Origin of the sequence: Parvularcula sp. LCG005, assembly GCF_032930845.1 — a bacterium.
Taxonomy (GTDB): domain Bacteria; phylum Pseudomonadota; class Alphaproteobacteria; order Caulobacterales; family Parvularculaceae; genus Parvularcula.
The window spans coordinates 3,017,486-3,030,584 of the sequence record NZ_CP136758.1; the positions used below are offsets into that span (position 1 = coordinate 3,017,486).

Consider the following 13,099-nt stretch of genomic DNA (forward strand, 5'->3'; position numbering starts at 1 on the left):
GATGCTGAACATACCAACTGTATTTGAGCCTTGTAATCAGCCGATTGATGGGCCGGCAAACTTCACAGTGAATTCATACGACTATCTGCGGTGTTCAACCCGGATAGAAGCAGTCGCTATGCGAAGCAAAGTGGAAGAATGGGTTTCCCACCTTCCAGAAGAACATGTTGAGGCTCTGGTCAACCGAATTCGAAGCGGAGACAACGATCAATTTGACTCTGCGATTTTCGAATTAGCAGTGCACGAAGCGTTTTCTCAGCAAGGCTGCAAATTGCTTGAGATTGAAGCTGAAGTCAAGAATGGTAGGCGTCCGGACTACTTGTTCGAAGACCCACGCGGCAAGAAGTTTTACGTCGAGGCCAAAAACATCTATGGCGTTAGCAAATCTGAACAGGCTCGTGCAAAGCTTAGGAATGAAATATTAGATCACATCAACAAAATAACTACTAAAAATATATTCCTTATTGTCCATTTCGACGACCTTCCTGATCACGCAATTCAATACAATCGAATGAAAAATGAGATTGAAAATTGGCTCAGCCAACTTCAGGAAGATGCATCAAGAGATTTCCATCTGGAAACTGATGCTGAAAAAAAATATATTTTTCGATCTCAAAAATTCGAAATGACTGTCAAAGCAGTGGAGTCGAGCAACGCGACGACATCAGACCGATCGGTCGGCGCGGTTACAGGCAATGCAGCATGGGTAGCGCCGCAGATACCGATACGAAATGCCATAAAGAAGAAGTCCAACAAATTTGGTAACTTAGATTATCCTTTAATAATAGCAGTCAACATATTAGATTGGGCTGCCGACTTCGAGGACGTTGTATCGGCCTTATTCGGTCAAATGTCCGTGAGTATCAATGTCAATACTCTGGAGTATGAACATTTCAGAAATAGGGACGGTGCATGGCGGGGAGTAGCAGGTCTGGAAGGATCTAGATGCTCTGCAATATTTTGTGTATTTCATATGGAGATGTCGAATATTGGCAGTCGAAAGGCGTGCCTGATCCATCATCCACAACCCAGAAACGAAATCAGTACAGAGGTGTTTGAGTTCCCGCAATTCATAGTTGATCGAAATGAATTGAAGGAGTTGCCGGGAAAGGCTCTCCACGAAATATTAGGTTTGGCAAAAAACTGGCCACAGAACCTCACTCTCTCAATGACTCGGGAGAGTGAATAGCTTACTCCGCCGCCTGCTGACGGGGTGCCTCGCGGAAGGCTTTCTCGGCTTTCGCATCGAACCGCTCGGCGATGAAGTCGGCGATCTTGGGCTGGATGATGTTCCGCCAGCGTGAGCCGTTGAACACGCCGTAATGGCCGACACCTTCCTGAATATAATCGACCCGCTCGGTCGGTTTCAGGCCCGTGCACAATTCGTGGGCGGCCTGTGTCTGGCCGATGCCGGAGATGTCGTCGAGCTCGCCCTCGACAGTCAGGAGCGCGCATTTGGTGATTTTTGACGGGTCCACGAACTCACCGCGGTGGGTCATCAGACCGCGTGGCAGCAGATATTCCTGAAACACGTCGTGAATGGTCTGGAGATAAAACTCCGAGGTCATGTCGCACACGGACAGATATTCGTCGTAGAACCGTTCATGGCGCTCAACGGAATCATCGTCGCCCTTCACCAGATTCTCGAAATAGTCCCACATGGCGCTGGAATGGCGCTCGGCATTCATCGACATGAAGCTGAACAGCTGCAGGAACCCGGGATAGACCCGGCGCGTCATACCTGCATTCGGGGCGGGCACGGTCTGGATCATGTTCCGCTCGAACCATTCGAAACCGCGCTGTTGGGCCAGAAGATTGGTCACGGTCGGGCTCTTCCGGGCATCGATCGGACTGCCCATAATGGTCATGGAACGCGGCACAGTCGGATCATCCCAGGCCGACATCAGCGAAACCGCGGCCAGCAGCGGCGGTCCGGGCTGGCAGACGGCCATGGTGTGCGCACCGGGACCGATATGGCGAATGAACTCGATCAGGTAGTCGATATAATCGTTGAGGTCGAAGCGGCCGTTGAACGCTGGCACGGTCCGGGCATCGGCCCAGTCGGTGATATAGACGTCATGGCCGGGCAGCATGGCCTGGACGGTGCCGCGCAGCAGAGTGGCGTAGTGGCCGGACATGGGCGCAACAATCAGGACCCGGGGCTGAGGACCTTTGACACCGGCATCGGCCAGTGCCTTTTCATCGCGGACAAAATGCAGAAGGCTGCCAAACGGCTTTTCAATGACGGTGTCGATCTCCACCGGCACCTGGACGCCATTGACCTCCGTGAAGGGCAGCTCCCATTCGGGCTTGCCGTAGCGGCGGGTGGCGCTTTCGTAGACTTTCAGCGCGGCGATGTTCGCGCGAGATGCCCAGCTGTCCCGTGCAGGGTTCAGCTGTGAGCCATACAGTTCGGCCGCCGCTCGGGCAAAAAGCCGGAAAGGCGCAAGCGCCTGATGACCAATTTCATAGGCAGTATAAAGCATGGGCCGTCTCAAATTCTGGAGCGGTGTTCAGGATGACCCGCCCGTCGATTAAGTGTGCGCTGCAACATAAACGACTTACCGTAAATATTGTGCCCCTGCGAGAGTAAAGTCGGCGTAAAAATGTTCAATCGCCGCGATCGATTACAGTTGCTCGCGCAAAAGAGCGACGATCGTATCCGTCGGCGTGGTGTCGGGCAGGGCATAAATCGGGGCGCCCGCCTTATCGGTTATGTAGAAAAGGCGTTGATGGTCAACGGTATAGGTCATGGCTGAATTTTCCAGCGGCACTTCCTTGGCATAGACATTCATGGCCTTGCGTCCGGCGGTGAGGGCCTCATCGGTCCCGGTCAGGCCCAGAATGCGGCCGTCATAGGCCAGATGATCCTTCAACCGATCGGGCGTATCCCGCTTCGGATCGACGGTGATGAACAGCGGCTGCACCTTCGCGGCGTCCTTGCCCAAGCCATCCAAGGTCGCCGTCATCGCCCCCAGAGCGGCAGGGCAGACATCAGGGCAGGCGGTAAAGCCATAGTAGATAAGCATCGGTTTGCCCTCGAAACGTTCATCCGTCGCGGCATCACCATTGGCGTCGACGAGGTCGAAATCCGCATCGAAGGTTGCGTTGAGCTCAATCACATCCCGACGCGGCAGGTCGGCCTGCTCGGAACAGGCCGCCAGAACCAATATTGCCACAATGCCGGGGAAGAAACGTACTGCTGCCATCTGACACCTTTATCATTTGTCTGAACCGTCTATGCGCAAACCCATGACAGTTGAAATGCCCATTACCGTCGCACCGTCGGTATCACGCCGAATGCTGCGGACCCGCGTCTTTACCCGTTTGCGCTGGTTTGCCGTGACGGGCCAGTTGGCGGTGGTATTTATCGTCCGCTTTGTGCTGGGCTTCCAGCTGCCGCTGATGACGGTCTTGGGGGTGATCGGCGTCGCGGTTGTGTTCAATCTCTACACGATGGTGCGGATGCGGCCCGCCCGGCCGCTGGGTTCGCGAGCGCTGATCGGCCAGCTCTCTTTTGACACGGTGCAGATTGCGACGGTTCTGTATCTGACCGGCGGCATCCAGAACCCGTTCGCTGTTTGGCTGATCCTGCCGGCGATGCTGGCCGCGTCAGCGCTGGAGTTCCGGCAGGCCATCTTTGTTGTCGCGATGATTGTCCTCGCGCTGACCATCGTTGCGTTCAGCCACTGGCCCCTGCCGTGGAGCGATCCCCTCGGGTACAAACAGCCGGATATTTATGATTTCGGCACCTGGGCGGCGCTTTTGCTGGGGGTCGGGTTCACGTCCCTCTACGCGTTTCAGGTCGCGAGTGAGCAGTCCAAGCTGTCCTCAGCCCTTGATGCGACCCAGCGCGTTCTGGCCCGGGAGGAGCGATTGACCGCCCTTGGGGGGCTGGCTGCGGTGGCGGCGCATGAGCTTGGGACGCCGCTGGCCACGATCCAGGTGACGGCGCGGGAAATGGAACAGGAGCTGCCCGAGGGCACGCTGAAAGAAGATGCGCAATTGCTCATCTCCCAGACCCAGCGCTGCCAGCGTATTCTTCAACGCCTTTCCAGCGTTGGCGAGGGCGGTGATGATCATCACAACGTCCTGTCGATTGAGGAGCTGTTGCGTGAATCGGCAAAGCCGTTCCTCAACGAGCCTCATGTCGCGGTGACCTTTGCCTTCGATCCTGAGTGCCATTCCTCGCCTCCTGACCGCCTCCTGCGCAAATCCGAGGTGATCTATGCCCTGCGCACGCTGATCGAGAATGCGGTGAAATTCGCCAATCATTCCGTCAGGATCATGTCGTCGTGGAATGAGAACCAGCTGACCGTCACGATTGAAGATGACGGCCCGGGCTTTCCCACCGACCTTCTCTCCCGGCTTGGAGAGCCCTATCCCAAGGTCGAAACGCAAAAGCTTTCGATGGCGAAACAGGGTCTGGGACTTGGTTTCTTCATTGCGACCACGCTGCTGGAGCGTACCGGCGCGCAGGTCGTCGCGGGCAACGCCCTGTCCCTGAAAGGCGCCTATGTGGCCGTGACCTGGCCCCTCGCCAATCTGAGGGCCGACCCTATATCGAAAATTGGAGCATAATAAGTGATAGAGGACAGACCGGAGCCATCAATGGACAATACGTCAAGCCGACCGCTTCCCGCCGACGCCACATGCCTGATCGTCGATGACGATCTGCCATTCCGGACGCGACTGGGCCGGGCGATGGAGAAGCGCGGCTTCACGCCGATGCTTGCTGAATCGGTTGCAGAAGCCACCCAGATCATTCGTCAGAGCCCGCCCGCATTCGCGGTCGTCGACCTGCGCCTTGATGATGGGGACGGCATCGAGATCGTCAACAAACTGCATGAGCAGCGCTCTGACGCGCGCGCCGTCATCCTGACGGGCTATGGCAACATCACAACGGCTGTGGCCGCTGTGAAAGCCGGTGCGATCGATTATCTCGCGAAACCCGCCGATGCTGACGACGTGGAAAAAGCCCTGCGTGCACCGTCGGGTGAGATGCCAGAGCCGCCGGAGAACCCGATGTCCGCGGACCGGGTCCGTTGGGAGCATATTCAGCGGGTCTATGAGCTGTGCAATCATAATGTCAGCGAGACGGCGAGACGTCTGGGCATGCACCGCCGCACGCTGCAGCGCATTCTGGCGAAGCGGGCACCTGTGTAAGCGCAATGCGGATCGGGGGTGTTGAGGCCGGCGGCACGAAATTCGTTCTGGGTGTCGCTGATCTCGACGGCCAGATCCTTTCGCGAACGCAGCTGCCAACGACCATGCCAGAGGCCACTTTGGCGTTGAGCCGGGAATGGTTGACCGACCAGGCCGGGCCAACCGGGCTGGCGGCGATCGGCATCGGGACCTTTGGCCCTGCGGACATCAATCCGGCGTCGTCTACCTATGGCGACATCACCACCACACCGAAGCCCGGTTGGCAGGGCGCCCATGTGCGGGCCGCTTTTCTCGACCTCGCACCGGTCGTCACCTTTGACACGGACGTGGCCATGGCAGGCCTCGGCGAGGCGCAATCGGGCGCGGGGCGGGATGTCGACAGCCTGATCTATGCCACCATCGGAACGGGCATCGGGGCCGCTTTCGTAAAGAACGGCGTTCCCCAATCCGGCTACACCCACGCTGAAATGGGCCACTTCCCGGTGGCACAGGACAAAGCGGCGGACCCCTATACCGGCTATTGTCCCTATCACGGCAATTGTCTGGAAGGGCTCGCTGCTGGACCGTCTATCATCGACCGATGGGGGGTACCGTTGAGTGAGTTGCCCGAGGACCATCCCGGTCACCAGATCATCGCAGACTATATTGCCCAGTTCTGCCGGACGGTAATGCTCGGCTTTGCGCCTGAGCGCATCGTGCTTGGTGGCGGTGTGATGAAGACGCCAGGTCTGATCGAGCGGGTGGTTGAGACCACCGAACGGCATATCGCCGGTTATGCGGTGCCGCCCGGGGCGTCGTGGCGCGAATATATCGTGACCCCACAATGCGGAGACGATGCCGGTCTTGTCGGCGCGCTGGCCCATGCGCGCGGCCAACTGCCGCGCTGAAGAGTTTTCCCGATCTAAAATCAGCCTGAACAGCGGCATCCATCCACCACCGGGATGGTCTCAGCTGAAACTGTGCATGTTGCCTCTTGCACTGCAGCGAAAATTGTCATTTCCTGTCATCAAAGGGTCAGAAAATGGACCCGTCGGGCAAAGGGGGAGGCTGAACAGGCCAATCATGCGGGAGCCACGATGTTGAATATAGGACCCACCCCCCATCGCTTCGGTTGGGTGCGCCAGTAATGGACGCCTTTACCCCCGAAATGGTAACGCTGGTCGTGGCCATGCTTGCAGCCGGGGCGGTTGCCGGTATCGCGGCGGGTCTGTTCGGCATTGGCGGCGGCTTTATTGTCGTCCCTGCGCTGATAGCCGTCTTCGGCCTTCTGGATTTTGATCCTTCGCTCACTGTTCATATGGCGATCGGGACGTCCCTCGCGACGATCATTCTCACGTCGCTCAGATCCGTTCACGCCCATGCAAAGCGGGGTGCCGTCGACTTCACAGTGCTGCGCAGCTGGGCGCCGTGGATTATCGTCGGCGTCATCGCCGGCCTGATCTTTGCGGCCCAGGTGAAGGGCGCAACGTTGGTCACCGTGTTCGGGATCGGGGTCTTCCTGCTGTCGATCCACTTTTTATTCCCGCGTCTCCTGGGCAAATTGCAGATCAGCGATCATATGCCATCCGGCGTGGCGCTCATCGGACTTGCAGTCATTCTGGGCGGTTTCTCCGCGCTTCTGGGGATTGGTGGCGGCACGATTGCTGTGCTGACAATGACCTTGTGCGGACGACCGATTCACCAGGCTATTGCGACCGCTGCGGGGTTTGGCGCGATTATCGCCATTCCCGGCGCCATCGGCTTCATCATCATGGGCTGGAATGACGCCGCCCTGCCGCCCGGGTCTCTTGGCTATGTCAATCTGATCGGGCTCGTCGCGATTGCCAGCACATCGACGCTGACAGCGCCTATCGGTGCAGCGCTGGCGCACCGCTTGCCGCCCATTACGCTCAAACGTGTCTTTGGCGCCTATCTGGTATTTACCTCCCTCCTGATGCTGAAGGATGTCGCACCGTGGAGCCATCCGGCACCGGATGATGTCCCCCGCATTGCCAAAAGCGACCCCAATACTCCCGCGACGCGTCTGACGGCCGTTCCCGCGTCTTCAACAGAAAGATCTGTGCCATGACCTTTGATCTGTCCCGCCGACTTCTTCTGGGCGGTGCCCTGTCGGGCGCTTCTCTCGCTGCATCAGGCATTGGCGCCGGTGCCTTTGCGCGCGAGTTCGAGACGCCGCCGAAGAAGAAATCCGTCTACGGTCCGGATCCAAAAGATGCGCATCTCATTTTCAACGAGAACCCCTATGGTCCCAGCCCCAAGGCACTGAAAGCCTTGGCGGAGGCCGCCGGTCAGGGCTGCTATTATCAGGGCAAATCAATCGGCTATCTGACCGATATGATCGCAGAGCGTCACGGCGTTGCGCCAGAGCAGGTCGTTATTGGCAGTGGCTCTTATGAACTGCTGACCGTGATGGGCCTTCTTTACGGCCAGAAGGGTAATATTCTGGGTCCTGACCTTTATTGGGACACGACCGCGAAATATATCGAGGCTCATGGCCTGACCACGCTGAAGCGGTCGCCCATGACGGCCGCGCTTGAAATCGACCTCGACGCGATGCTGCCGTTGGTGACGGACGATGTCAGCCATGTGCAACTGGTGAACCCGAACAACCCGACCGGCCACGTTCTCGATCCGGCAGCTCTGCGCGCCTTCGTTCTCGCCGCCAGTAAAAAGGCCAATGTCCTCGTGGATGAGGCCTATATCGAAATTGCCGATGACCCTGAGGCGATCAGCATGATGGATCTGGTGCGCGAGGGCCACGACGTCATCGTCTGCCGAACCTTCTCGAAGATCTACGGCATGGCGGGCTTGCGGATCGGCTATGCGATCGGCCAGCCCGAAGCGATCGCTGCAATCCAGAACTCCCTGATTACGTCACCCAACGTTGCCGGCATTGCCGCCGCCATCGCCAGCTATGACGACAATGAGTTTCTCGGGTTCTCGAAATCGAAAATCCAGACCGCACGGGAAATGATCATGGAGGGGACGAAAGCCGCCGGCCTCAAGCCGCTGCCGTCCCAGACATCCTTCGTCTTCGTGGACACCGGTATGGACGCCAACGTCTTCCGTGACCGGATGCGGGAAAAGGGCGTCCTGATCCGCGGCAAATACGGGGACTTCCACAACTATTCGCGCGTCAGCTGCGGCTATCTGGAAGACGTCAAACGCTATGTTGCGGCGCTGCCTTACGCTTTGGAGGGGTGAGAGGACCGGCTCGCCGGGAAGACCTGTTCTGGCTGAGCCTGCCCCGCGGTTGCTGCCCTCAACCGCGGGGCTTTTATATGATCGAAAGACAATTCTGATCTATAGATTGCAGTGACACCCCGCGACGGCCTGAAGCAGGCTGTCGGTTGGGTCATGGTGTCCGGGGGCAACGCATCTTGATCCGCAATATCGCACTTGATCGGCTGAAACTCATACTGGCGCTGATGGTGGTCGGGATCCACGGTCAGGTGTTCATTGATGTCTCACCGGTTTCATCATGGTTGACGGTGAACGGCCTGTTTCGCATTGCCGTCCCCATCTTTCTCCTGATCAACGGATATTTTCTGGCGGCCATCATTGATGACCCCGAGGCCCGACGTCGGTGGTTTGTTCGGATCCTCAGCCTTTATGTGATCTGGATGGCAATCTATGCGCCGATGTGGATGTCCCAGGCCGGGTCGATGGGGAAGGCGGTCTATTTCGTTGCCATCGGGTGGTTGCACCTCTGGTATGTGATCGGCCTTTTGTGTGCCGGGCTTCTGCTTGTGCTGACCAGGCGGTGGGGTTCGCGGTTCGTGGCGGTTTCGGCCCTCTTTCTGTTTCTGGTCGGCGTCGCCATTCAGTATGCTGGCATTTATGACCTGGTGGGCGGCCTGGCGGGAACGGTGGCCGATAAATTCGGCGCGCACCGTAATTTCCTGTTTCTCGCCTATCCGCTGCTGGCTTGCGGCTATCTCATTCGCCGACATGACTGGGACGGGCTCATCAACATGCAGCAGGCGATCTGGCTCACCGCGTGTGGTCTTGTCCTGTTACTCGTGGAAAGCGGGCTAATCTACTGGACGGCGCCAGAAACCGCCGCTGTCGACAATTACATCAGTGTCGGTCTGGCCGCGCCGGCGATCTTTTTGATGGCGAAACAGATCAAGATTGAGGGGCGCTTCGGCAAAGAAACCTCGCTGCTCGCCAATGGCATCTATTTCATTCATCCCCTGCTCCTGGTGGGAATGGGGATCAACGATGCCATGACCGCGACCGCGGCAACGGTCGTCACGATCGCCCTCAGCACCGTTGTCGCCTGGGGAATGGTGAAGCTTTCCGTGATCCGCAAATGGCTGTTGTAAGTCCATCGGTGTCGGTCGCATAAAAAAGTGCGGACCTTCAAGGCCCGCACCGTATCAAGCGTCTTCAACCATAATGCGTTACGAAGATTTCTTCTTCCGGCGAAGTGCGCCGGCACCGACCAATGCGCTACCGAACAGATAGGCTGCGGCAGGAGTTGAGATCGACGTGCCGCTGATGATCCTGCGAAGATGAAGAATAAAATGGTGCCGCTTAGGTGACTCGAACACCTGACCCCATCATTACGAATGATGTGCTCTACCAACTGAGCTAAAGCGGCCCTGACCTGTCGTGGACAGACGGCGCCCATAGCGGATGAGCGCCGGACTGGCAATATGCTGCCGTCGCCAATTTGGATACGGCCTCTGACGTCTACTGCGCGCGGCGCAGCTCCTGCTGCCGCATCGGCATGGCATCGACCAGCTCGAAAATGTCTTCGGTGCTGATCACGTCGGTCCAGCGTCCCTTTTCAGTCCCGTCGAGGCCGATCAGAACGATCACGAAATCAGCATCCGCCGTGCCGAGGAGGTCGAGGACCTGCGAGCGCTCGGTCGGCGTCAGGCGACGATGCGGCGTCTTGGGGTCAGCATAGTCCGTCAATTCGTCATCGGTGCCGTGGACCATGACGGTCACGATATCGCGTTCGGCAAAGCCGCTGCGATGGATCTGTGTGTCTTGCCGCAGGAGTTTCTCAAGCGGCTCAATGGCGTCGCTGGTCGTACCGTAGACCACCAGACGGCGTTCCCATTCAAACGTTTCGAGACCGTCCCAAGCCATGGCAGCATTCCAAGAAAAAAGCGCAGTTGCCGAAACAACTGCGCCCCATCTTTTTCGTTCCGTACGCACGGCGATTAGGCCACGCTATCCAGCGACCGCTGGACGCGTTCGACATCGAAACATTCGATCACATCGCCGGCTTTCAGGTCGTCATAGTTCGCGAAGCTCATGCCGCATTCCTGACCCGCAGGCACTTCAGAGACATCGTCCTTGAAGCGCTTGAGCTGGCTCAGCTCGCCCTCGTGGATCACGACGTTGTCGCGCAGCAGGCGGACCTTGGAGCCGCGTTTGACCTGGCCCTCGGAAACGCGACAGCCTGCAACCTTGCCGAATTTGGAGATGTTGAAGACCTCCAGAATTTCGGCATTGCCGAGGAATGTTTCGCGCAGTTCCGGATCCAGCATCCCTGTCAGCGTGCCGCGAATGTCGTCGATCAGATCGTAGATGACCGAGTAATAGCGGATTTCAACGCCGGACCGATCGCCTTCATCCCGCGCGCCCTTGTTGGCCCGCACGTTGAAACCGATGACCGGGGCCTTGCTGGCCTCGGCAAGGATGACATCGCTCTCGGAAATCGCGCCAACGCCTGTGTGCAGGACGCGAACGCGCACTTCGCTGTTCGACATCTTGTTGAGGGCGCCAACGATCGCCTCGACGGAGCCCTGAACGTCGGCCTTGATGACCAGTGGCAGGTCCTTGATCTCGGCATCCTGCAGCTGCGCCATCATCTGCTCGAGCGATGTGCCCGACGTGGCCGCATTGGCTTTCTCGCGCTTCATCCGCTGGCGGTATTCCGCGACTTCACGAGCGCGGGCCTCATGCTCAACGACCGCAAACTGGTCACCGGGCTCAGGCACACCGTTCAGACCCAACACTTCAACCGGTTGGGCTGGCAGCGCCGTCTGGGTCTGTTGACCCTTGTCGTCGATCAGGGCGCGAACCTTGCCCCACTCACCACCAGCAACGAGGATGTCACCGCGTTTCAGCGTACCGCCCTGGATCAGGACAGTGGCGACCGTGCCGCGACCCTTGTCGAGCTTGGCTTCGACGACCGTACCGTAAGGCTGGCGGTCTTCGTTCCCTTTGAGCTCAAGGAGTTCAGCCTGAAGCGCGATAGCTTCGAGAAGACCATCAAGATTGATCTTCTTCAGCGCAGAGACTTCAACGTCCTGCACTTCGCCGCCCATGCTTTCGACCTGGATCTCATATTGCAGGAGCTCGGCCTTGACCTTCTGCGGGTCGACGCCTGGCTTATCGATCTTGTTGACCGCCACGATGATTGGCACACCGGCCGCACGAGCGTGGTTGATGGACTCGATCGTCTGCGGCATCACACCGTCATCTGCGGCCACCACGATCACGACAATATCCGTGACGGTGGCACCGCGCGCCCGCATGGCTGTGAAGGCAGCGTGGCCTGGCGTATCGAGGAAGGTGATCTTGTTCCCGTCCGGGGCCACGATCTGATAGGCGCCAATATGCTGGGTGATCCCGCCCGCTTCACCAGAGACCACATTGGCCTCCCGCAATGCGTCCAGAAGTGATGTCTTGCCGTGGTCCACGTGACCCATAATGGTCACGACAGGGGGCCGCGGCTGCATTTTTGCGTCCGGGGCATCGGGCATGATCAGCCCTTCCACCACGTCGGATTCAGACACCCGCTTGACGGTATGGCCCAGATCTTCTGCCACCAATTGTGCCGTGTCGGCATCGAGCGAGGCATTGGCGGTGACCATATTGCCTTGCTTCATGAGCGCGCGGATCAGGTCGGTTGAGCGCACGGCCATCCGTTGAGCCAATTCCTGCACTGTGATGACGTCAGGAATGGTGACTTCGCGGCGCTGTTGGCCGGTGTCAGACTGACGTTTCGAGCGCGCAGCCTTTTCCTTCTCGCGAGCCCGGCGAACCGAGGCGAGGGAGCGCTGACGGTCATCGTCTTCCAGTGCTTTCGCAATGGTCAGGCGGCCAGTGCGGCGCTTGGGCGCCTCTTTGCTCTTGGCGTCTTCCTTGCCGGCAACGGAGCGCTTCTGCTTGATCCGGCCCCCGAGGGCGGACAGCGGATTGTCGTCATCCTTGTCGAACTTGCGATCTTCGCGACCAGCGCGGCGACTGTCTTCTTCGACCGGCAGGTCGGGCTCATCAGTCTTGCCGCGAGCGGCCTGGCGCTGCTTGCGTTCGCTGGCTTCTTTTTCCAGCGTTGCGCGAGCGGCTTCTTCCGCCTGCTGGCGGGCCTCAGCTTCGCGAGCGCGTTTTTCTTCTTCTTCCTGCTGAGCCTTGCGGGAAGCCTCCAGCTTGGCGCGTTCTTCGGCTTCGCGCTGCTCGCGCTCTGCCTTCTCGGACGCTTCGCGTTTGGCGCGCTCTTCAGCGTCTTTCTTGTGCTTGGCGAGCACGGCCACGCGGGCCTTTTGCTCCGCCGCAGACAGCTGGCGAAGAACCTTGGGTCGACCACGGCCAGCGGCTGCGCGGTCAGGCGCGGCGCGTTCCTGTGGCTTACGCTCGTTCGTTGCCGATTTGGTCGGTTTTGCTTCTGCCTTGGCGGCAGCGGGCTTTTCAGCCGCTGGCGCCGATGCCGGTGCGGCTTCGCCCGGCGCGCGGACACGACGCTTCTTCTCCACCACCACCGTTTTCGTCCGGCCGTGAGGGAAGCTCTGTTTGACCGCGCCCTTCTCCGTTTTGCGGAGGGTCAGCGGACGTCGCTCGCCCGAGTTGTTTTCCTGCGTATCGTCGCTCATATTTCTCCAACGGACTGACGGTTCAGCCCAAAATTCTATCTCTGCACCAGCCCGTCAGGGACGGGTTCGGCGGGTGCACATCCATATGATCTACCACA

11 protein-coding genes and 1 tRNA gene are annotated in these 13,099 nt (G+C 58.7%); 7 read left to right on the plus strand and 5 right to left on the minus strand.

Annotated features, from left to right (window positions below; genetic code table 11):
• Position 1: 1 nt before the first annotated feature.
• Complete coding sequence (locus tag RUI03_RS14355; protein WP_317288154.1) at positions 2–1,189, plus strand: hypothetical protein; 1,188 nt, start codon at positions 2–4, stop codon at positions 1,187–1,189.
• Between the two features lies 1 nt (position 1,190).
• Here the strand turns inward: RUI03_RS14355 and RUI03_RS14360 are convergent, their stop codons facing one another.
• Together RUI03_RS14360 and RUI03_RS14365 are read right to left on the minus strand one after the other, a co-directional pair.
• Positions 1,191–2,486, minus strand: coding sequence for a polyhydroxyalkanoate depolymerase (locus RUI03_RS14360; protein WP_317288155.1), 1,296 nt, complete (start codon positions 2,484–2,486; stop codon positions 1,191–1,193).
• Between the two features lie 141 nt (positions 2,487–2,627).
• The gene (locus tag RUI03_RS14365; protein WP_317288156.1) at positions 2,628–3,209 is read right to left on the minus strand and encodes an SCO family protein; all 582 of its coding nucleotides are present in this window, start codon (positions 3,207–3,209) and stop codon (positions 2,628–2,630) included.
• A gap of 43 nt (positions 3,210–3,252) precedes the next feature.
• Between RUI03_RS14365 and RUI03_RS14370 the strand changes: the two genes are divergently transcribed.
• The 6 genes from RUI03_RS14370 to RUI03_RS14395 all read left to right on the plus strand — a co-directional run bounded on the left by RUI03_RS14370 (position 3,253) and on the right by RUI03_RS14395 (position 9,494).
• Complete coding sequence (locus RUI03_RS14370) at positions 3,253–4,581, plus strand: ActS/PrrB/RegB family redox-sensitive histidine kinase (protein WP_317288157.1); 1,329 nt, start codon at positions 3,253–3,255, stop codon at positions 4,579–4,581.
• 30 nt (positions 4,582–4,611) lie between these two features.
• Positions 4,612–5,166: an ActR/PrrA/RegA family redox response regulator transcription factor gene (locus tag RUI03_RS14375; RefSeq protein ID WP_317288158.1), complete on the plus strand. Its 555-nt coding sequence runs from the start codon at positions 4,612–4,614 to the stop codon at positions 5,164–5,166.
• A gap of 5 nt (positions 5,167–5,171) precedes the next feature.
• A complete protein-coding gene (locus tag RUI03_RS14380) occupies positions 5,172–6,053 on the plus strand; it encodes an ROK family protein (protein ID WP_317288159.1) in 882 nt (293 codons plus the stop codon).
• A 239-nt stretch (positions 6,054–6,292) separates the two neighbouring features.
• Positions 6,293–7,234: a sulfite exporter TauE/SafE family protein gene (locus tag RUI03_RS14385; RefSeq protein WP_317288160.1), complete on the plus strand. Its 942-nt coding sequence runs from the start codon at positions 6,293–6,295 to the stop codon at positions 7,232–7,234.
• Positions 7,231–8,370, plus strand: a complete 1,140-nt coding sequence (locus RUI03_RS14390; RefSeq protein WP_317288161.1) for a histidinol-phosphate transaminase — start codon at positions 7,231–7,233, stop codon at positions 8,368–8,370. The genes RUI03_RS14385 and RUI03_RS14390 overlap by 4 nt, the downstream gene beginning before the upstream one ends.
• Positions 8,371–8,546: 176 nt before the next feature.
• Positions 8,547–9,494 carry an acyltransferase family protein gene (locus RUI03_RS14395; RefSeq protein ID WP_317288162.1) on the plus strand — a complete coding sequence of 316 codons (948 nt, stop codon included), beginning with the start codon at positions 8,547–8,549 and terminating at the stop codon, positions 9,492–9,494.
• A gap of 202 nt (positions 9,495–9,696) precedes the next feature.
• On the opposite strand, the gene RUI03_RS14400 is transcribed toward RUI03_RS14395, so the two are convergent.
• From RUI03_RS14400 to infB, 3 genes are all read right to left on the minus strand, one after another.
• Positions 9,697–9,772 (minus strand) — tRNA-Thr (locus RUI03_RS14400).
• Between the two features lie 92 nt (positions 9,773–9,864).
• The gene (locus RUI03_RS14405; protein WP_317288163.1) at positions 9,865–10,269 is read right to left on the minus strand and encodes a DUF4174 domain-containing protein; all 405 of its coding nucleotides are present in this window, start codon (positions 10,267–10,269) and stop codon (positions 9,865–9,867) included.
• 74 nt (positions 10,270–10,343) lie between these two features.
• Positions 10,344–13,001: a translation initiation factor IF-2 gene (infB, locus tag RUI03_RS14410; protein WP_317288164.1), complete on the minus strand. Its 2,658-nt coding sequence runs from the start codon at positions 12,999–13,001 to the stop codon at positions 10,344–10,346.
• Positions 13,002–13,099: the final 98 nt, after the last annotated feature.

Excerpts from the sequence above, each read along its gene's own strand:
- RUI03_RS14385 (WP_317288160.1), top strand. The coding sequence starts at position 6,293 with ATGGACGCCTTTACCCCCGAAATGGTAACGCTGGTCGTGGCCATGCTT.
- RUI03_RS14370 (WP_317288157.1), top strand. The coding sequence starts at position 3,253 with ATGACAGTTGAAATGCCCATTACCGTCGCACCGTCGGTATCACGCCGA.
- RUI03_RS14355 (WP_317288154.1), top strand. The coding sequence starts at position 2 with ATGCTGAACATACCAACTGTATTTGAGCCTTGTAATCAGCCGATTGAT.
- RUI03_RS14405 (WP_317288163.1), bottom strand. The coding sequence starts at position 10,269 with ATGGCTTGGGACGGTCTCGAAACGTTTGAATGGGAACGCCGTCTGGTG.
- RUI03_RS14365 (WP_317288156.1), bottom strand. The coding sequence starts at position 3,209 with ATGGCAGCAGTACGTTTCTTCCCCGGCATTGTGGCAATATTGGTTCTG.
- RUI03_RS14375 (WP_317288158.1), top strand. The coding sequence starts at position 4,612 with ATGGACAATACGTCAAGCCGACCGCTTCCCGCCGACGCCACATGCCTG.
- RUI03_RS14360 (WP_317288155.1), bottom strand. The coding sequence starts at position 2,486 with ATGCTTTATACTGCCTATGAAATTGGTCATCAGGCGCTTGCGCCTTTC.
- RUI03_RS14390 (WP_317288161.1), top strand. The coding sequence starts at position 7,231 with ATGACCTTTGATCTGTCCCGCCGACTTCTTCTGGGCGGTGCCCTGTCG.
- RUI03_RS14380 (WP_317288159.1), top strand. The coding sequence starts at position 5,172 with ATGCGGATCGGGGGTGTTGAGGCCGGCGGCACGAAATTCGTTCTGGGT.
- infB (WP_317288164.1), bottom strand. The coding sequence starts at position 13,001 with ATGAGCGACGATACGCAGGAAAACAACTCGGGCGAGCGACGTCCGCTG.